Consider the following 20,996-nt stretch of genomic DNA (forward strand, 5'->3'; position numbering starts at 1 on the left):
TTATGAAAATCATAAAAAAACCTATTGCTTTAGTATTGATAGTTCTATTATGTGCTTGTGAGCAAGAGAAAAATAGTACCGTTATTAGCGTGAAAAACACATTAGATTTTGAACGCTCTTTTGAGACGGTAGAAATTGATATAACGTCATTAGATGCAGAAAATTCATCAAATATTGGTATAAAAGATGTGAATACAGGTGAGCTTCAAGTGACCCAATTAGTCGATAATGATGGAGATGGCTCTATGGATGTCATTTTATTTCAACCTAAAGTGGCTTCAAAATCTGTAGCTAAATTTGAGGTGGTGACAATTACCGAAGCAGAACAACCTAAAGCAGCAGATTTGTGTTATTCGCGTTTTGTACCAGAACGTACAGATGACTATACGTGGGAAAATGATAAAGTTGCGTTTCGGGTATATGGGCCAACGGCACAAAAAATGATTGAAGATAGTATTCCTGGAGGTACGCTTTCTAGTGGTGTTGACGCTTGGTTAAAACGTGTAGAATATCCAATTATTAATAAATGGTACAAAAAAGAAACTGAAACAGACGGAAGTTATCATATCGATACAGGAGAAGGATTAGATGATTTTCATGTTGGTGCTAGTCGTGGAGTAGGTGGTATTGCTGTAAAAATTGATACGACGTATTATACCGCTAAAAACTTTACCAATTGGCGTACAATAACAACGGGTCCTCTTAGAACTAGTTTTTATTTGGAATATGAAAATTGGGATGCAGGCGGAAACACCATTATAGAATCAAAAGTAATCAGTTTAGATTTAGGTCAGAATTTTTCAAAATTTAATGTGTCATTAGAGGGTGTGAATAGTATTTCTGCTGGTTTAACATTGCATGAAAAAGATGGTGAAGTTTCTGGCAATAAAGAAGAAGGCTGGGTGAGTTATTGGCAGCCTCATGCCGATTCAGAATTAGGAACTGCTATTATTGCGTCTAAAGACTATTTTAACGATTTTGAAACTTATAATAGTGACATAAAAGACCTGAGTAATGCCTATGCACATCTTAAAGTCATCGACAATAAGGTTGTTTATTACGCTGGTTTTGGGTGGAAAAAAAGTGGTCAGTTTACTTCTGAGAAAGCATGGGAAGACTATATAGTTACATTTTCAAAATGTGTAAACAATCCTTTAGAAATTAGCTTGAATAAGTAGACTGTAAATCAGATGTCATTAGGAGTTTAAACTTGTTTCAATAAAGATAATTTCTTGAATTATGGTTTAATTTCAGAACATTAAAATAACTTAAAGCCATAGTTTTACGACGTTAAAGCTATGGCTTTCTTCTAATTTGTCCTGGAGAATACCCCATTTTATTTTTAAATACTTTTGAAAAATAGAATAGCGAATTAAATCCTGTTTTAGCTGAAATTTCCTTTAAAGAAAGCGTGGTATTCACCATAAGTCGTTTCGCATGTTCTAGTCGTTCTTGAATAAGATATTGCTGTAAGGAAATACCAGTATTATTTTTAAAAACCGTTCTAAACCTGTTGTAACTTAAGTGATGCTCACTAGCCAGTTTTTTGAAGTCTACATCTGTATTAAGATTCTCTCTAATAAAATCAATAATTTTTTTGCAAAGCTCTTCTTCTCGATTACCTGTTTCTTGGTTTTCATAAGAAATAACATAGGCAACCAACTGTAAAACGATGCCTGCTAAAATTTTTCTAAATCCTGGGCTATTTCTTTTAACTAATTTTATAGATTGATTAAATAAAAATATCAGCTCATCCTGATATCCCATTTGTTTCACATAGGACGTGTTATTAGGAAACAAATCTTTAAGTATTTTATTAGATAAAACTTCACCTCGTATGCCCATCCAATACTCTTCCCATCCTGTGTCTTCATCTGGTTTGTACTTATGCCATTCTCCTGGGTATAATAACATAACATCTCCTGAGTTCACTTCCCATTTACCAGATTTTGTCTCTAACGTACCCTTTCCTGTAGGTACATACACAAGATAGCATCCAGGTAACGTTCTGCCCATGACTTGTTGAAAGTCATGGGTGTCTGGGTGACCTTCTAATGGGTATTGAGCTCCAGGGTAAATATGCTGATAGCCACATGTAGGTACATAAACACCCCAAACCTCGGCTTCAGGGTCGTCAGCTAAATAGTGAAAAAAACTGTCCATATCTAATCAAATGTAGACATTTTGAACAACAAAACCAACAAAACGTCTATTGTTTGGAATAGGTGATTCCGCTAAGTTTGTAAATCACCCATATTGAATAAAGTGTTTCTCATGGCGCTATAATCAATTTTCATCACGTCAATTTATAAGAGCAAAAATTAACCGTTTGCAAATTTGACATAACACAGGGTATGAAAACAGTAAAAAATTAAAATGATAGATCTAGAACCAAAGGTTGTAATACAAAAAACACATAAAGAAAAGACTTTGGCTCATGAAACGTCTATGCCGAATTCTCAAATTGAATTAGACTACGCACTAACAGGAAAAAACGCTGCTAGAGCTATAGAATTAGGACTTGCTGAGGCAGATTGGTATCAAACTCCTGTGCCTCGCAAAACAATGCGAAAATTACTGGTAAGAAAAGATGGACCAGCCATTGTAGATACTTTGCTTTTGGTTGCTATTTTAGTCAGTACAGCAGTAGCTACCATTTTACTTTGGGGAACTTGGTGGGTTGTCATTCCTTATCTTATTTATGCTGTCTTTTATAGTACAAGTTCAGACTCTAGATGGCATGAATGTAGCCATGGAACAGCATTTAAAACTGATTGGATGAATAATGTTGTTTATGAAGTAGCATCGTTTATGGTGATGAGAGAATCTGTAGTTTGGCGCTGGAGTCATACACGTCATCATAGTGATACTATTATTGTAGGACGCGATCCAGAAATTCAAATACCACGTCCACCAAACATCAAGAATCTTATTTTATCTCTATTTAATTGGGGAGGTTACAAAACATTCTTTCCAAGTTTAATTCGGCATGCATTTGGAAAAATTACGGATTCGGAAAAAACGTATATTCCAGAAACTGAATTTGGTAAAATTTTTACAATAGCACGTATTTACCTAGCAATTTATATTGCTGTTATTAGTTTGTCTATTATTTTGAGTAGTTGGATTCCCATATTTCTATTTGTATTACCTCAATTTTTTGGGACTTGGCTGATGATTGTGCATAACACTACACAACATGCTGGTTTAGCAGAAAATGTTTTAGATCACCGTTTAAATTGCCGTACCGTTTATATGAATCCAATAAGCCGGTTTATATATTGGAATATGAACTACCACACAGAACATCATATGTTTCCACTTGTGCCTTACCATGCACTTCCTAAATTACATGAACTTATAAAAGACGATTGTCCTCCAGTTTACACGTCTATTTACAGTGCTTGGAGTGAAATACTACCTGCTATAAAAAGACAAGTTAAAGAACCTGGTTATTACGTGAAACGTAAATTACCAGAAGGAAAGAACGTCGCACCAGAAGGTTTCGTAAAGTCCAATGTATTACCTGATTCTGAAGGCTGGTTAGAAGTTTGTGCTGACAAAGATTTAGAGGTTGAAGATATTATTAGATTTGATCATGTAAAGAAAACCTTTGCCCTTTTTCGTGATAGTCAAGGCTGTCTTCATGCTACAGATGGTATTTGCACACATGGAAATACACACTTAAGTGAAGGTTTAATAAAAGGTAAAATCATAGAATGCCCAAAACATAATGGACGTTTTAATATTGAAGATGGTTCTCCTGCTCGTGCTCCTATTTGTCAAGGATTGGCAACTTATCCTATTGAAAACCGAAACAATAAAATCTGGCTAAATATTGAAAAGGCAGGTGGAGCAGGTTCTCGCAAGAAAAAGCGCTATGATTTAAAAGTAATTAGTAACCAAAATGTTTCAACATTTATAAAGGAACTTATTCTTGAGCCTATAAATACGAATGAAAAAATAGAATTCGTGCCTGGAGATTATATGCAAATTAACATTCCAGAGTATAATGAAATGCCATTCAATCAATTTGATATTCCAGAGCCTTATGCTGCCGTTTGGAATCATCAAAGAATTTTTGATTTAAGTAGTAATAATACAGAAGTTGGTCGCGTTAATAATTATTCATTAGCCAGTAATGGACTTAAAGAACACACACTTAAATTTAATGTTCGTATAGCGACTCCACCACCTGGTCAAGATTGTCCTCCAGGCATTGGTTCTAGTTATATTTTTAATCTAAAACCAGGTGATCGTGTAACTGCTATTGGTAGTTTTGGAGATTTTCATATAAAACCGACACAGAGAGAAATGGTTTATATTGGAGGTGGAGCTGGTATGGCGCCAATACGTTCTCATATTGCGCATCTATTCGAAAATGAGTCTACCCATAGAAAAGTGAGTTACTGGTATGGAGCACGCTCTATACAAGAAATATTTTATGATGATTATTTTGAAAGTATTGAAGATGCACATGCTAATTTTAATTTCCAAATAGCACTTTCTGAACCGTTAGAAGATGATAAATGGGAAGGTCAAACGGGTTTTATTCATCAAGTCGTTTTTGACAATTATTTAAATACGCATCCCAACCCTAAAGCCATAGAATTTTATCTATGCGGTCCACCAAAGATGATTAAGGCCTGTACCAAAATGTTGACTCAACTGGGAGTAACAAGTCATCAAATTGCTTTTGATGAGTTTTAATGCAGAATGATATGAATATTGTTAATGACACTACAAACACAGCTTCTACTTGGGGACTATACGACCAAATGCGACCTCAGGAAATTGAAGCAATTCAAAATAAAACACCTATTGCATATTTGCCTTGGGGAGCCATTGAATATCATGGAAGTCATAATCCTACTGGTCTTGATAGTATAAAAGCGTTTAGCTTGTGTAAAGACTTAGCAGAAAAAAATGGAGGTCTTGTTTTTCCTGTAATTAGTTTGGCGGCTAATTTAATTAAATCTTATCCAGGTGTCAACTTCCCTAAGCATTCTATTGAATTCTCAGAGAAGCTCATTAGGCTTGCTTGTGAAGAGTATTTGGAACAACTAGTTCTGCAAGGTTTTAAAATTATTGTTTTATTATCTGGTCATGCCGGAGAACCTCATCTCACCATTTTAAAAACTGTAGCCGAAGCCTTTAATAGTAAATATCCGGATAGGAGATTTTGGGCATTAGCAGAATTTGATATACTACCTGATGATTTATTGGTCGCTAACCATTCTGCTATAGGTGAAACGTCCTTACAATTATACTACGCACCTGAAACGGTAGATTTAGAGACCTTACCAAAGGACAGATCAATTATGCTAGAACTAGATGCTGTTTCTGGTGACGATCCAAGATTAGCGACCAAAGCATTAGGTCAAAAGATTGCAAAATTATTTCTAAGCAAAGCATCTTTAGTTATAGAAGAGTTAAAACGACAATATTTATGAAGTATAGAAAATTAGGAAGAACAGGTATAGAAATTAGCGAAATTAGTCTAGGTACTTGGGCTTTTGGTAATAAAGTTTATGGAGGTGTTGATGAGAAGGATGGGATAAATACCATTCATGCCGGTATTGATATGGGTGTAAATATTTTTGATACAGCACCACAATACGGAACTCCAGAACAAGATGGTGTTGCCGAAATAGTTTTAGGAAAGGCACTAAAAGGCAAACGTGATAAGGTACATATCTCTACAAAATTTGGACGAAATCCGACGATTAAAAATGGAGCGTCTCAATTCTATAAGTCGCGAGTAATTGACTCTGTAGAAGAGAGTTTAAAACGGTTACAAACCGATTATATTGATGTGTTGTTTTTTCATTCTCCTTTTTCTCCTGAAGAAATCGATGATGATGTCTGGGAAGGAATTGAACAAGTAAAAAGACAAGGTAAAGTACGCTTTATTGGGCATTCTATTTCCATGTTTCATCAGACCGAAAATATGGCACGTCAATGGGCAAAAGAAGGTAAAATAGACGTTATTCAAGTGGTGTTGAGTTTAATGAATAAAGAATCTCAGGAATTAATCGAAGAATTACAAGAATACCCAATAGGTGTCTTTGGACGAGAGTGTTTGGCAAACGGGTTTTTATCAGGAGCTATTACAAAAGATACAAATTTTGCAGCAGGCACATTGAATGCACGTTATTCGCGTGAAGACATTGCAGATCGTGTTGACCAAGTAGAAGCTTTTAAGTTTTTACTGAGAGATGACGTTAAAAATATGCCACAAGCAGCCTTACGTTGGGTATTGGATCAGAAAGGGGTTTCAACGGTTTTATCAGGAGCTAAAAATATCAGCGAGTTAAAGGGAGCGGTCTCTGCTTCAGAAGCAAGGTCTTTTACTGAATCAGAATTAAAATTGGCTAAGCAACTATTAAAAAAAGATTTTGAGCCGGCTTAAACCTTATATGAGATTTGTTGCGTAACATAATTATAAGGTAATACGATAGTATTAAATATAAAAAACCTCCAGTACAACTTTATACATTGTACTGGAGGTTTCTATTTTTAGTAAGTTTTAAATACTATATTATTTTGAGCTTAGATACCCACTTTTTACTCATCTTCCAAAGTTACTGTTAAGATAGGAGCTGTAGCCGCTGATTCTGCACTATCAAACTGTAAATGTGCCCAAAGTGGCATGTCATTTCGGTTAGCACCAATTCTAAGAAACATAAATTCTCCAGCACTTGCTCCATTATCATATTGGTCATTCATAAAAGTCGCCAAGTCTATACTAGATGGGTCATCCATAACAAACTCCCCAAGAGTACCTCCATCTGTAATAAAACCTTGTTGAATTGCAGTAGCATTGGCATCGGTATCATAGTCTCCAGTGAAATAGTCTGTAGATAGGACCTCTGAAGTTGATCTGGAAGCTATAGCGTACACATCAAACTCTACAGGAACCCAAGAGTTGTTATTAACGACATTGACCTTTAAAACGGCTGATTTCACCCTTTTACCTTCAGGAATTTCTGGTAAAGCAAATGGCATCACACTAACGACTTGATCATCACCTCCAACACCTGTGGCTACATGCCCACCAAATAGTTGAGTCCATGTTGCATCCACAGAGCCTCCACTCCAAATAGTAGCATCTCCTGCATCCGCAGTTACATCGAAGGCCGCGTTTGGATCAACAATATCAATAGTAAAAGTTAACTCAGAGGACTCTACACCATTGGTAGCAACGATGGTAATATCATAGGTACCTAAATCGCATCCTCCACAATCGGAATATGGGTCAAAAGTTATGGCTCCAGATCCAAAGCCGTTATCTACAAAATTTGCGAATTGCGGTAAATCATTTGCTTCCATAGTAATATTGCCACCTAAAGGATCTACGGCTTCAATTTCTACTTCTAAAACAGCTCCTTCCGCTAATACAACATCATCTACAGGTAGAAAAACAGGCGCTTGATTTTGTGTTAGTGTCGTGATTTCCATATTTAACACTCTATGCGTTCCAGGATCATCCAAATTAAAATTACCAGCGACCATAGACCAATAATCTTGGTGTGTAATTTTACGTCTAAATTTATAATTTTCTCCAATGAGAACAACGTCTCCACCTTGCTCATTGGCGTATATGTCATAAGTCATAGTAACGGCATCGACATCCATTCTTACATGATACGTTAAACCAGCATGATATTCTAGCTCGTTATCTGCTGCATACCCAGTATCATCATAAGCATCTATTTTTCCTGAAGGATTTAATCTTACAATGCATGAGTTATCAGAATACGTTGTTGCGATTCCATCTAAAATACCAACAACACCATCCATGATGTCTTTACTAGGAATCATATCAAACTCAACAGTAAATGTACCTGTTTGAGTGCCTTGCGGAATTGGAATAGATTGCCATTCGTTAATTCTACTCGTGTAACCATCGAGATTACCTCTAAAATTAAAGACCACTGTTTTTTCATATCCAGAAGGTCGGGTCGCAATAAAATTAACTCTTTTGGTCTCTTCTTCGGTTGGAGCGTAAGTATAGTTTAAGTCGTTACTTAATATTTCACCAGTTTCATCGTCTACCCATTGTACTGTGGTGTCTTCACTTGGTGATACTTGTAGGTTTAGGTCTAATGTTTCTCCTATTAAAACATCATAACCTTCCCATGCAATGCCGGTTATATTATCTCCTTCACCCCAAAAATAAACGGTTAAATCCGTGTCAGATAGTGTTGGATTTTTTACATCGTCTTGACTGCAAGATGACGTAAGAAGTAATAAAAGACTAAAAATATAGGCACTATAATTCTTTATTTTCATAATGTGTTTTTTTATAAATCAACTCCTCTTGTTAAACTATTATCCCACCAAACAGGTGCTCCCCAAAAATTGACTCCGTTATCTAAATGGGGTTCTAAATTTTCTCTGTTAAAATTCATTTCGGTATTAGGATACGGTAATTTTCTAGGAATTAAACCATTTAGTGTTTGGTCCGTATAAGGGTTGTCAGTTGTAGGTTTAAGTACAGGGAAACCTGATCTTCTCCAATTTGCAAAGCCTTCTATACCATTGTAAAAATTATTAACATAATGTTGCATGTTTATAGCCTCCATTTTATCTGCAGTATTATTCCATAAATTTTCAGCGTAAACATCTGAATTAATATCTAAATTAGGTTCAGCACCTAATATTATAACCAGTTCATCAATGTTAGCAAAAATGGCATTTTTATAATGGGTTTTAGCATCACCACCAAAATTACTCCAACCTCTTAGAGCTGCTTCTGCCAACCACAGTTCTACTTCAGAATAAGATTGATATATTGAAGGTAAATCAATACGTGTTAAATGTCTTCTTATCTGAAGGGGTTTAAAATATTTATCAATTTGAACAGTTCTTCCATTTTTTTCAACGAAACGTGGTGACCAAATATCAGCTGGTGCATTTTCAGGTGATTCAAATAAAAAGTATCCTGGTGCATAGCCTTCAAGAACGCCATAAGCAGCTAAATATTCATCTGTAATTTCCACACTGGTTTCGGTAGAAGATTTTGAGTTGTATCGCGATGTTGCATCTTCTTGGTAAGCGGCATACATTCCAAACATCATTAAGAGTCTTGGGTCATCATTATCTCGTAAATAAGATACATACGTTTCACAGGCCACCATTATTTCTTCTGAAAAATTTTGAACTTGTGAAAATCCATTTCCTCTAATTTCTGAGGCACCACTTGTGCTTACTGTAAAATCACCATGTTCTACTTTGGCAGCGTCATCAATACTTTCCATCACACCATCTTCAATAGCCAATACAGCTTCAGTTTCGGCTTTAGACAAATTAACATTGACTAATCTCATCGCATATCTTAACCTTAAAGAATTTGCAAATTTTCTCCATCTTTCTACATCTCCATTATACATTAAATCACCTTCTAAAGCTTTAGAGTCATCTAATTGAGCGGCAGCTTCTTTTAATTCCTTAAAGAAATCATTATAAATGTCTTCCTGATTGTCGTAAGCCGGATGTAAATTATCGTCCTCTGCTTGTGCACCCGCTTCAAAATATGGTAAATCTCCATAAGTATCTGTGAGTTGAGCAAAGATCATAACTTTTAATATCCTGGCTACAGCTTCGTAATTTACAAGTTCTGGATTTTGTTCAGCTTCTTGAATAGCGTAAGTTAAATCACTGATTTCACGATAAGAACTTTTCCACATATACTCCATATAACTTATATCGAGTTTATAGGCTTGCCCATGCGATACAGTCCACCCATCTGAAATCATTTGCGTAATTGACATGTGATACGCAGCTAAAGACCTCCATTGTGTTTCTCTATCTCCAGAGTAGCTTGTTTGTACTTTAGAAATTAAGGTTTTAGGGTTGGCAATTGTTGAGGTTGTGGGATCAACATTTAAGTCGTTAAAATCCTCACAACTTGTAGTTAGTGTTAGAGTAGACACTAGTAATATCAATATCTTTATACTTGTCTTCATTTTTTAAAATTTTGCAGTTAAGTTAAATCCGTAACTTCGTCTTTGTGGTAAAGAACCATATTCATAGCCTTGTCCGTTACTAATATTGTAAGTTGACTCTGGATCAACATTCGGTACATTTGAATGAATTAACCATAAATTTCTACCGATAATAGAAAAGGTTAAACCATTCAGGAATTTAATGTTTTTCAATTGTTCTGGGCCTAAAGAATAAGACAAAGAAACTTCTCTTAATTTTACGTACGAAGCATCGTAAATGAAAGGTTTTATAATGTGCGAATTTGCAATACTACCCCAATAATCTTTAGGATTTACATAAACGTCATTAGCTCTATAATTTGGATTTCCGTCTACTCCAACACCATCTTCAATAACCCCTTGTGCTAGGTAACCACCTGTGGCAACCCAACTGCTTGGAAGTTCGCCTGCACTTTCCCTTTCTGATTCGGATAGTGCCCATCCTTCACGTCCTTCTAGGGTTCCGATATGTGCTCCTTGTTGATATAATTTTTGATTGGTCATAGATAATATATCTGCTCCAGATTTAATTTGAATTAAAGCTCTTAACCTAAATCCTTTATATTGGATACCATTGGTAATACCCCCAGTAAATTTATATTGTCCATTACCTAAAGAGACTTGTTCATCAGATCTTAAAGGTAGTCCATTAGCACCTAATATAGGGGTACCGTCTTCAGTACGTTTAAAGTCGTAACCGACAATATCTCCATAAGAACCACCTTCTTCTGCAGTAATTAATGAGCTAATCCAATCTGCTCTTGCAATGGTTTGTGTCTTTGCTTCCTCATGTAATTTTACAATTTCGTTCTCATTATTGGCAAAATTGAATGTTAAATCCCAACGAAGATCATCTGTTTTGATAGGTACAAAATTTACCATCACTTCCCATCCTTTATTATTGATTTCACCTGCATTAATACTAGCCGATTCAAAGCCGTTTGAATTAGAAATAGGAATATTCATTATTTCATCATAGGTGGTTTGATTGTAATATGTGACGTCTAAACCAACTCTCCAGTTAAAAAGTTTGGCGTCTAAACCAAATTCATATCCTTTGGTTCTTGAAGGGTTAATATTGGTAAAATATGTAATATCATTTACGGTTGAAAAATTTGCTCCGTTTGAAGAATATGGGTAATCGAAAAAGGTATTATAAGCATAAGGATCTGTATCGCCACCAACTTCAGCATAAGAAGCTCTTAATTTTGCATAAGGTATCGTTTTAGATTTTATATTTTCTATGGCCTTGGTTAAGACTAAGGCACCTGTAAATGATGGATAAAAATAGCCGTTATTACCTTTTTTTAATGTAGATGACCAATCTTGTCTTCCTGTGACATCTAAAAAGGCATAATCTTTAAAACTAACATTTGCAAATCCGTAAAATGATCTGACTGATTTTCTAGGGTTTTGTCGTCCTACAATGAATTCATTATAGTTATTTATAGAGATGACATCTTCTGACCCTTGGTTTTTACCAAGTATAGTATTTGTTGAACTTTCATAATTCATAATGTTTCCACCAAGACTTGCTCCAACGGTCCAATTATCGTTAAGCTGTTTATTCGCAGAAAGTAGAAATTCAGTATTAATTTCAGTAGTTCTTGAGTCTATTTTTGTTAGTTCTCCCCATTCAGCTAAAGGGGTTGTTCTTGGTGAGTAATTATAATAATCATATGTAAATGTATCTATACCAGATTTGAATTTGAAATCTAACCAATCTGTGATATTATAGTTTAAAGAGGCATATCCTAAAACTCTATTCTTATTAGATTCATTTTTCATGTTATATAATGAATAGTAAGGGTTGATAATTCGTGTTGCAGAATTCCAAAACACATAATCACCGTTAGCATCCGTTGCACTATCTTGTAACCATTGCTGATCAATATTTCCTGGTAACCCTAGAAGTGCTAATGCCGTATTTGCTCCTGAATAACCCAAATATGGTCTATTATCTACATCTTCTAGAGTAAAATTAACTTTTGCATCTAAAGTTAACTTCTCCCACATTTTCAAGTGCCCTTTTAAAGTGAAGTTATTTCTATGTAAACCGCTATTTGGAACAATATCTTCCATTTTTACATCTGATGCAGAAAATAATAGGTTGGCAGATTCATTACCACCAGATAAAGAGATTGTATTTTGAATGGTATAGCCTGTTCTAAAAAAAGACTCAATATTATCTTTTTTCACACCATAATCTCTATACTCTCCATCGAAAGAGATGAATTGTAAATTAGGATCCATTTTACCTCCCCAACTCCACATACCTGTAGCGTCACCGATATCTCTTGGAGGTGTTCCGATACCTTGACCATACACATGTTGAACATCTTCATATCCACTTATGACTTCATCAAACGTAGAGTTTGTTGAAAAATTAATATTAAATTTAGATTTCGAGTTCTTTTTAAAGGATTTTGTAGTAATTAAAATAACACCGTTACCACCTCTAGAACCATATAATGCTGCTGCTGCAGGACCTTTTAAAACAGATATGGTTTCTATGTCATCTGAGTTTACAGAAGAAATACCATCTCCTAAATCTTGGCCACCGTATTGTCCGGCTTGTCCGAAAGAGTTGTTATCCATTGGAACCCCATCAACAACGTATAGCGGTTGATTAGAACCATTAAATTTTGTGTTTCCACGAATAATAATTTTAGATGAACCACCTGACCCTGTATTTGGTTGCGCAATATCTACACCAGCAACTTTTCCTGCTAACGAGTTAACGGCATTAATACTTTTTATTTCAGCGAGTTCTTCACCATCAACTTTAGATATAGCATAGCCTAAAGCTTGTTCCTTACGTGAAATTCCTAAAGCAGTAACCACGACTTCGTTAAGCGCTTCAACAGATTCAACCAATTGAATATTAATAACGGTATTATCTCCTATAGTTACCGTCTGTTCAGAGAAGCCAATATAGCTAAAACGAAGTACATCTCCTTTTTCTGCGTCAATTGAATAAACGCCATTAAAATCGGTATTCGTCCCCTTGTTCTTTCCTACAACAATAATCGACACACCTGGCATAGGCATCTCATCTTCTAATGAAGTCACTTTACCAGTTATTTGAATTTCTTGTGCTTGCAAAACAGAAAATGATGTTATTATAAAAACACAGAGAAATGCAGTGAGTTTAAAATGTGTTATTCCCATAAAAAATTGAATTTAGAATTATAAGGCTTTTAAAGAAACGTCAAAAAAGTACCCTAAAAAGTTAGTTGTTAGTAATACAATAGCTAATTATTATAGTATTCTCAAATATATATATAAAAACTTCTAAATTCATAATATTATACGGCTCAGTAATGAATAAAAGACAAAACTTATAAAGGTTTGAGCAGTATGTATAAATTTCTGTTTTTAAATGATACCGTTATATATTAGACCATCGAATTAAAGCCTCTAAATAGTAGTAATCTGCATAATTTAGTGGAGCATCGGTTTCATTATTTTCATGAAAATTGCCCACAGAATGTTTTAAGATAAAGCCTCCGTTTTCATTTTTTTGAGCTAAATAGTCATCAGATGAAAGTGTTCTTAAGATGGTTTCGGTGTAGTCTAAATATTCTTTTTTATTTGCTACATCAAATGCTTGTAATTCCAATAATGCCGATGCTACAATAGCTGCCGCTGAAGCATCTCTGGGAATCTCTTCAGTACTTTCGGCATCATAATCCCAATAAGGAATATTATCACCAGGAATTTTATCGTTATTCATAATATAATCGGCTATCTTCTTAGCTTGCTCTAGAAATATTTTATGTCCCGATTCTTTATATGCTTCTGTATAACCATATAATCCCCACGCCTGTCCACGCGCCCAAGCAGACTCGTCAGCGAAGCCTTGAAAATTTACTTTTTTACGTACGTCACCCGTAATATGGTCGTAGTCTATGATATGATAACAACTATAATCAGGTCTGTACTGGTTTTTAATCGTTGTTGTGGCGTGCGCATTTGCGATATTAGAGAAGGTTGAATCTGCCGTATGCTTGGTCGCTTGATATAGTAAATTCAGGTTCATCATATTATCAATAATAATAGGCATGTCTAATCCTTTCCCTTGAATCCATGGTGCATCTGTATCCCAAGATTGGATGACTTTTGCAACAGGTCTGTAACGTGTGCTTAAAGATTTTGCTGCATCAACAACAGCTTGTTTATAAGTTTCATTTCCGGTAAGACGATAGCCTTGTCCAAACGAGTTTTGTATCATAAATCCAACATCGTGGTTCCATTTTACAAATTGAGCAGAGTCTAAGGCTTCTGTAAATTTTTCGGCCTCTATTTTCCACTTATTATCATTTGTTTGTTCGTATAAATACCATAATGAACCTGGAAAAAAACCACAAGTCCAATCTTGTTTGTAGGCCATTCTAAGCGACCCATCCTTGTTTAAACTTCTAGGGTTTAATAATGGAGAAATGGTATCTATTTTATGTATTAAATAATCATATTGATGTTCTGCTAAGGAAAAAACCCGTTTCACGAGTTCTTGTTTAGTTTCCTCAGTGTGTTCTTTAACTTCAACCTTATTTTTACACGATGTTAAAACTAAAATTGAAATTGTGATCGCTATAAATCTTATTGTCAATGTCATAGTCTTTTAATTTTTTATAAAATTTATTGTTTTTCTGCTAGGGCTCTTCTCGATTCCAATTCACCCTCAATTTTATCCATGGTTTTATTATCAAGTGGATAGAAACTCATAATACCAGCAACAAGAAAACTACCTGCAGCAGGAATTAAACTTACCATTAAAAGAATTCCAAAAGCAGATTCCGTTGTTTGTACTGTATTCGCTTTAAATCCATAAAAAGCTAATATCCAACCGGCTAGCGCTGCTCCAATAGTAAGTCCAAATTTTTGAGCCATGGTAGAAGCCGACATAATTAGGCCGGTAGCACGTCTGTTATTTTTCCATTCAGAATAACTTGCCGTATCTGTATACATCGCAAATAAGATTGGTGCTGGTGGACCTGAAGCTAAACTGACAATGATATTAAGAGCGAATATCATCGTAATATTAGATTTATCGACAAAGAAGAATAGGGCTGTAAACGTACCAGCAATGAGTTGGCAGGCAATGACAACTTTCTTTTTACCAAATCGGTTACAGAGTTTCTCAGTAAAAGAAATGGCAATGATTGTCACTATAGTTCCTGAAACTAAAAACGAACTCACTAGCGATTCATCTTCGATGTAGTATTTAAAATAATACATAACCGATCCATATCTAATGGCAACATACGCCAAACTTATCACTCCAATAACTAAAAGCACCAACCAAGGCTTATTGCTAAACAAGTCTTTAAAGTCATTTTTGATATTTGTTTTCTGTTCTTTAGGAGGCGAAACACGCTCTTTGGTGGTATAAAATGTGGTTAGAAACATGATGATGGACATAATTCCAAATACAATCATGACCCCTTGAAACCCTTTAGCTTCATTAACCACCTCAACTGATAGTTTCTTCGAAGAAATAGTTTCGTCAAAATAGGTTGAAGGACTTAAAGTATGTGTTCCAAAGCCCTCTTCGAGATATAAAATATCTGTTGTATCATCTATTTCACTTTTTAAATCATTTTTATAAACGATTACGGTAACGTTTTTAGTTAACAGGTTGTCTTCACCTAAATCTGCATTTAAAACTAATTTTGAAGCTCCAACACCATGTTCCGTAATCACAATTTGATTGGTATTTAATTCTGCTGAAAACACACTGGTATTATCTCCACCGATACTATTAACTAATGGAAGCGTTAAGGCTTGCACAAGCAATCCGCCAGTAAACGCAAACATAAATCTGTATTGTGAAAAACTAGCGCGCTGTGAAGGACTTGCAGAAACAACTCCCATCAATGAAGAATAAGGAATATTTATAGCCGTATATACCATCATCATTAGGGTATAGGTAACATAGGCGTATATAATTTTGCCTGTTAGGCTAAAATCTGGAGTTGTAAAAGTGAGTACACCTACCAGTGCAAATGGTAAGGCCAACCACAAAAGAAAAGGACGGAATTTTCCCCATTTTGTATTGGTACGATCTGCAATAAGTCCCATTACCGGATCGTTGATGGAATCCCATATTTTTGTGATTAAAAACATGGTTCCTACGACAGCTGCTGGTAAGCCAAAAATATCGGTATAAAAATACAGTTGAAAAATCATTAAGGTCTGCCATACCAGATTTGAAGCTGTATCTCCTAAACTAAAACCTATTTTTTCTTTTATCGATATATTTTCTTCTACACCAATATTTTGTTTGTCTAACTCCATTTAATTCGTTTTAGGTTTTCCTATTTGAAAATCTATAGTGATTTCCTTTTGGTTTAGTCCAGATTCAGATACTTCAATAAAATTATCTGTTTGTTCTTTTCCGTCAACCAACATCATTTGTTCCTCACCTCGTTTTATGGTGATATTGAATGTAGTACCTCTAAAAATCCGTGTATAGGATACATTATTCCAAAATGAAGGAATTTGAGGATCAATTGTAACTCCTTTTAAGGTTCGTTTAAATCCTAATAGGTTATCAAAACAGTTGAGCATATTCCAAGCTACAGTACCTGTTCGCCATGGGTCGTCAGAGACGTGTCTATCTTTTCGTAATGCCGAAGGTCCTACATAACTATTGGGTTGGGCATAAGGTTCTGATTTCTCCTCAGAAGGTAGAATTCTTTTAAAGGTTTCAAAGGCTTTATCGTTTCGTCCTGCAGCATAATCTGCGGCAACCTTAAAGGATGCGGCATGACAATACACATTTCCATTGGTAAAATTACCTTGTGGAATTCCAGTAATAGAGCCAATGTCTTTATTGTATTTTGTAAATGGTGGCCAATTATGAACAGGACCAACAGGTGTATCTACCATAGGTTCCACTTTTTTCATGATATCCTCATATTTTTCAGCATCTATAATTCCTGCAAGTACGGCCCATGACTGCGGATTTATAAAAACTTGCCCTTCTTCTGAAGCATTATCACCTACCTTATTTCCGGCATCTGTGTAAGCGTAAATAAAGTGATCTTCATCCCAACCGTATTTTAAGATATTCGCTTTAATTTCATGATATCTTTCTGCACATTGTTTCTCTATTGTTGTGTCACCTTTCCAAGCAGCAATTTCTTCAACCACTTTAAGCGCTTTAGCAAGAGCTATACTCATCCAAACTCCTTCTCCTTTTCCTTCAGCACCAACGCGATCCATTAGGTCATTCCAGTCACCATGTCTTATTAATGCTAAGCCATGTTCTCCTCTGTCATTCCAAAGAAAATCTAAAGCTTTTAAGTTGTGATTCCAGATGGTATCTTCTCCGTTATCAGAATAGGCGACAACTTTATCTAACATGTTAAGATCTCCGGTTTCTCGAAGTATGGAATATGTGGCATGACTGATCCAACTTGGTGAGTCAGAATAATGTTTATCTGCTGCTGCCACCTCCATAGAAGAGACTCTAAATGCTCTAGGACAAAATCCACTGTTTTTTTGATTTTCCAGAGCTTTTTCTAACATTTTTAAAGCACGGTCAGGATCTATAATGGCAACACCTGCGGCATCTTGAAGTGTATCGCGATAGCCCTTAAAATAAAACCTTGCCCAGTCTGCCATAAGATGTAACTGATGTTTCATCCAAACATTAAATAGATTATTAAAATCGGCATCGGGAGTGTTTAATTCAGAAAGGCCTAATCTGGCTATATTTTGTTTTTTAATAGTTTCAAGTTCGGCATCAATACGAGCACTATTGGCATATGAGGCCGTAAATTCATCGGCTTCAGCTTCATCAAATACAATACCCATAACAATATTGATACGTTGTTCCGCTCCTTCATCTAGATTTAAATTGTGCTGTAAGGCAGATACCATATATTCTGTTGAAGCATCACTATCACTTAATTGTCCTTTGGCGATACAGTCTGGCATTTCAAAACTGAGGTTATGACCTAAGAATACATCTTTGCTAATATCAAAATGATCAAAAGGTACATCCGTATAGGTAAATGCGCGATACTTTTCCGTCATAACACTTACCGATCGGTTTCTAAAAAACAAGCGTTGTTTTTCTCTATCGTGATAACCATCAACGGCAGAATTATAACCATAGGTTAGATTTACTCCATCTAAAATCACTTTTGCTACGCTAAATACAGATATGTTTCGTGGTCTACCTGACTCATTAAGTACCTTTACAGACCAAATTTCTCCGGCTTCCTTACGAGGTACAAATATTTGAAATGATACTTTGATGCCATTTTTTTTACTCTCTAAAACAGTGTATCCCAATCCGTGAGTACAACTATAGTCATCTAATTCAACACCAGTTGTATTTGGTGCTACGGACCATACGTCGTTCGTCTCATTATCTCTTAAGTAAATATGTCGTGGCGCACTTCTATCATCTTGCTTTCCAAAGAGATTAGTTAGGACACCAGCTTCATTTTGATATAGCGAAAAGCCATTAAGGTTTTGTCCTACACTGGCTAAGTATTTTGGGTTCCACAACATGTTAAACCAATCGCGAGGCGGTTGTGAATTTGTTATTTTATATTCAAGTCCGTTATTTATATAACTACCGTATTTCATATTACTGTTTTCTAAATTTTTATAATGCTATGTTTTGTTTTCCCCCAACAAGCGAAACTGATTGTCCTTGCCATTTAAATTCACCTTTAAGATCTTCTGGCATTGAAATCTCTGCATTTATTTTATTATCATTTTTTGAATAGCGAATTGTGATCATACCTTGAGGATGCGGGAATTCGACATTAAGTGTTTTTAATTTTCCTAAATTTGGTTCTATTATAACTGATTTGAAACCGTGTTCGCCTGGATATATGCCAGCAACAGTATGAAGAAAATCGAAGTTGGGACTCGAGCTCCACGCATGACATTCTGAACGCGGATTAATATCCGTTTCGCCATAAGTCGTCATGCCATCATCAATCATACCTTTCCAAGACCCTAATAAATCGAAATATAAATCTCCTAAACCTACCTTTTGAAGCGCTCTAAAGAGGTAAAATTTAAAATATATTGTAGCTTGAAAAAGCGTCTCGTCTTCAAGTACTTTTTTCATTATGTCAGATTGAACATCTTGTTTAAATGTATCGGTTAATATCCCTAAGATGTTCGTGTGCTGCGAGAATTCTTTTTTATCTGGTGTTTCGGCAATAAGTCCCTTTTTTGTATCAAAACAGTGTTCTAAAACGGACTTTTTAATACGTTTAGACAGTTTTTGATACGAATCGACTTCATGTTCTAAATTAAAATAACCGAATACGGCTTGCGCATGATCTAAGGTTTTTGCAAACTGCAAGGCAATATTTGCTGAATAACCATCGTCTGCACCTTGAGGTATGCCACTTGGAAAATCAATTGTCCAATCTGTGAAATTCCACCATTTTAAATTGGTAACCATACCTGTTTCATCAACACGAGAGGCAAACCAGTCTATAACTGATTTTATCCCTGGAATGAATTGACGTAAAAATTCAGGATCATTTCTATACATGAAATAATCATAAATCATATCGACCCAAATCAATGAAAAAGGTGGTATAATTTGAATTATGTTTGATGGATATCGACTTTGGGTTAAACCTTCTGAAGTGCGCGAGTCGTCAAATTGTTGTATGGCTTTTCGCATTAATCGATCATCACCAGATACATAAATTGAGATGAGCGATGCAATTTTGGTGTCGCCTATATATTGTAAATTCTCATAATAAGAATCGTAATACATCTCGTCTGCAGAATTGCGTAAGGTTCTCCATGCTGCATCCCAAATTTTACTTAGAAAGGGATCGCCTGTCTCCACTTTTGCTTTTTCTTCAAATGGATATCCTGTATAAACACCATGATAATCTTCAAGTACCAGAGCTTCTTCTTTGGTCGTTATTTCTAGTTCAATGAATCGATACGTTCGTCTTGAAAGGGGCTTGTAAAATCTATGGTCTCCACCATCTGGTAAGAGCATATCATAATACCCGAATATGGATTTGCCTTCAAAATCATTGCGGTTACCTTTTAAATCAACGAGATTTAAATTACCGTCAGAAACTGTTTCATCTGGATTTATATCTTTGACCAAAGCTTCAGCATAGGTTATTTTTAGTTCACTGTTTTTTCCATGGCTATAGGTTAATTCTGGATATCCTGTAGTGTGATATTTTTGATCGATTAGAATTTTTACTTTTGAATTTTTAGGGATTATAGTGGCTTTACCATTTAAAAATCCGTCATTCTTTTCAATACCACTCACCCGAATAATTTCAGGAAATCGTTCTATTTTTTCTTCCATAAAAGGGATGGTTCTTGGTACTAAATGCCAAGCTCCTCCATATAAAAAACCTCTACCAACCGCGAATTCTGTTGTTGTACTTTTAGGATTCAACCAGTTGTTGTCATTAAACTGTAACTGGTTCCAGTTCCAAGGGTATTTTGAGTCATCAACATGGTCACGTGGACCAGCTGCATAATAAGCATTCATCATCTCGCTCGTAATCTTAACTGGTGAAAACGCATGATTTTTAATCACTTTCCAATCGGCACTTCCAGTATTAATATCTAAGTTGAGGTTTCGGTCTGCCTGTAAAATAAAAGCTGTTTGATAAGTCACTTGTGACACACTTCTGTACTCTCCAAAATTCACGACTTCAGCAGCAATAACGTTTTTACCCACGTTTAATTTGTCCGCTATATTAAGTGTTTCATAGCGTTGGTGTGCTGTATCTCCAATGGATGGTCCGTAACAAACCCGTTCTCCATTAACAAAAAGTCTATAACGGTTATCGGCAGACACAAAAATGATGAACTCACTCATTTTCTCTTCGAGAGTAAATACATGGCGAAAAAGGAACACACCATAGTCTAGTGTTGATGCACTTGGGTGAGTAATCCATTGTGCTTTCCATGTATGCTTAAGCAAGTTAATATCTTTACCGGACCCATTAACCGTTACTGTTGACTCTGGTCTATTCATAT

The 20,996-nt window shown here is 35.5% G+C and carries 12 protein-coding genes; 4 read left to right on the forward strand and 8 right to left on the reverse strand.

All coding sequences use genetic code 11. The features are described 5' to 3' along the window. Window positions 1–2 precede the first annotated feature (2 nt). Window positions 3–1,178: a DUF4861 family protein gene (locus tag K1X16_RS09835; RefSeq protein ID WP_225035963.1), complete on the forward strand. Its 1,176-nt coding sequence runs from the start codon at window positions 3–5 to the stop codon at window positions 1,176–1,178. 118 nt (window positions 1,179–1,296) lie between these two features. Here the strand turns inward: K1X16_RS09835 and K1X16_RS09840 are convergent, their stop codons facing one another. Further along, window positions 1,297–2,163, reverse strand: a complete 867-nt coding sequence (locus K1X16_RS09840; RefSeq protein WP_225035964.1) for an AraC family transcriptional regulator — start codon at window positions 2,161–2,163, stop codon at window positions 1,297–1,299. 213 nt (window positions 2,164–2,376) lie between these two features. Between K1X16_RS09840 and nqrF the strand changes: the two genes are divergently transcribed. From nqrF to K1X16_RS09855, 3 genes are read left to right on the forward strand one after another with little or no spacing between them, the layout of a single operon-like run. After that, window positions 2,377–4,710, forward strand: coding sequence for an NADH:ubiquinone reductase (Na(+)-transporting) subunit F (gene nqrF, locus K1X16_RS09845; protein ID WP_225035965.1), 2,334 nt, complete (start codon window positions 2,377–2,379; stop codon window positions 4,708–4,710). An 11-nt stretch (window positions 4,711–4,721) separates the two neighbouring features. Then, window positions 4,722–5,453, forward strand: coding sequence for a creatininase family protein (locus K1X16_RS09850; RefSeq protein WP_225035966.1), 732 nt, complete (start codon window positions 4,722–4,724; stop codon window positions 5,451–5,453). Next, the gene (locus K1X16_RS09855; RefSeq protein WP_225035967.1) at window positions 5,450–6,412 is read left to right on the forward strand and encodes an aldo/keto reductase; all 963 of its coding nucleotides are present in this window, start codon (window positions 5,450–5,452) and stop codon (window positions 6,410–6,412) included. Before K1X16_RS09850 ends, K1X16_RS09855 begins: the two co-directional genes overlap by 4 nt. Before the next feature lie 155 nt (window positions 6,413–6,567). Here K1X16_RS09855 and K1X16_RS09860 read toward each other — a convergent pair whose 3' ends face one another. The 7 genes from K1X16_RS09860 to K1X16_RS09890 form a co-directional block, all read right to left on the reverse strand. After that, window positions 6,568–8,295 carry a hypothetical protein gene (locus tag K1X16_RS09860; RefSeq protein WP_225035968.1) on the reverse strand — a complete coding sequence of 576 codons (1,728 nt, stop codon included), beginning with the start codon at window positions 8,293–8,295 and terminating at the stop codon, window positions 6,568–6,570. A gap of 11 nt (window positions 8,296–8,306) precedes the next feature. Next, a complete protein-coding gene (locus K1X16_RS09865) occupies window positions 8,307–9,971 on the reverse strand; it encodes a SusD/RagB family nutrient-binding outer membrane lipoprotein (protein ID WP_225035970.1) in 1,665 nt (554 codons plus the stop codon). A 3-nt stretch (window positions 9,972–9,974) separates the two neighbouring features. Beyond that, the gene (locus tag K1X16_RS09870; RefSeq protein WP_225035971.1) at window positions 9,975–13,160 is read right to left on the reverse strand and encodes a SusC/RagA family TonB-linked outer membrane protein; all 3,186 of its coding nucleotides are present in this window, start codon (window positions 13,158–13,160) and stop codon (window positions 9,975–9,977) included. Between the two features lie 220 nt (window positions 13,161–13,380). Beyond that, on the reverse strand, window positions 13,381–14,607 hold the full coding sequence (locus tag K1X16_RS09875) for a glycoside hydrolase family 88 protein (RefSeq protein ID WP_225035972.1): 1,227 nt from the start codon (window positions 14,605–14,607) through the stop codon (window positions 13,381–13,383). Window positions 14,608–14,630: 23 nt separating this feature from the next. Then, the gene (locus tag K1X16_RS09880; RefSeq protein ID WP_225035973.1) at window positions 14,631–16,289 is read right to left on the reverse strand and encodes an MFS transporter; all 1,659 of its coding nucleotides are present in this window, start codon (window positions 16,287–16,289) and stop codon (window positions 14,631–14,633) included. Beyond that, the gene (locus tag K1X16_RS09885) at window positions 16,290–18,596 is read right to left on the reverse strand and encodes a GH36-type glycosyl hydrolase domain-containing protein (protein ID WP_225035974.1); all 2,307 of its coding nucleotides are present in this window, start codon (window positions 18,594–18,596) and stop codon (window positions 16,290–16,292) included. It lies immediately after the preceding gene. A gap of 19 nt (window positions 18,597–18,615) precedes the next feature. Beyond that, entirely contained in the window at window positions 18,616–20,994 is a 2,379-nt protein-coding gene (locus tag K1X16_RS09890; protein WP_225035975.1) for an alpha-L-rhamnosidase N-terminal domain-containing protein, read from the reverse strand. Window positions 20,995–20,996: the final 2 nt, after the last annotated feature.

It is taken from the genome of Winogradskyella sp. SM1960 (assembly GCF_020179375.1).
In the GTDB taxonomy this organism is placed as follows: Bacteria; Bacteroidota; Bacteroidia; order Flavobacteriales; family Flavobacteriaceae; genus Winogradskyella; species Winogradskyella marina.

Bases quoted from the DNA above. Each gene is read 5' to 3' on its own strand.
- K1X16_RS09870 (WP_225035971.1), bottom strand. From the start codon at position 13,160: ATGGGAATAACACATTTTAAACTCACTGCATTTCTCTGTGTTTTTATA.
- K1X16_RS09890 (WP_225035975.1), bottom strand. From the start codon at position 20,994: ATGAATAGACCAGAGTCAACAGTAACGGTTAATGGGTCCGGTAAAGAT.
- K1X16_RS09875 (WP_225035972.1), bottom strand. From the start codon at position 14,607: ATGACATTGACAATAAGATTTATAGCGATCACAATTTCAATTTTAGTT.
- K1X16_RS09860 (WP_225035968.1), bottom strand. From the start codon at position 8,295: ATGAAAATAAAGAATTATAGTGCCTATATTTTTAGTCTTTTATTACTT.
- K1X16_RS09840 (WP_225035964.1), bottom strand. From the start codon at position 2,163: ATGGACAGTTTTTTTCACTATTTAGCTGACGACCCTGAAGCCGAGGTT.
- K1X16_RS09850 (WP_225035966.1), top strand. From the start codon at position 4,722: ATGAATATTGTTAATGACACTACAAACACAGCTTCTACTTGGGGACTA.
- K1X16_RS09885 (WP_225035974.1), bottom strand. From the start codon at position 18,596: ATGAAATACGGTAGTTATATAAATAACGGACTTGAATATAAAATAACA.
- K1X16_RS09880 (WP_225035973.1), bottom strand. From the start codon at position 16,289: ATGGAGTTAGACAAACAAAATATTGGTGTAGAAGAAAATATATCGATA.
- nqrF (WP_225035965.1), top strand. From the start codon at position 2,377: ATGATAGATCTAGAACCAAAGGTTGTAATACAAAAAACACATAAAGAA.
- K1X16_RS09855 (WP_225035967.1), top strand. From the start codon at position 5,450: ATGAAGTATAGAAAATTAGGAAGAACAGGTATAGAAATTAGCGAAATT.
- K1X16_RS09835 (WP_225035963.1), top strand. From the start codon at position 3: ATGAAAATCATAAAAAAACCTATTGCTTTAGTATTGATAGTTCTATTA.
- K1X16_RS09865 (WP_225035970.1), bottom strand. From the start codon at position 9,971: ATGAAGACAAGTATAAAGATATTGATATTACTAGTGTCTACTCTAACA.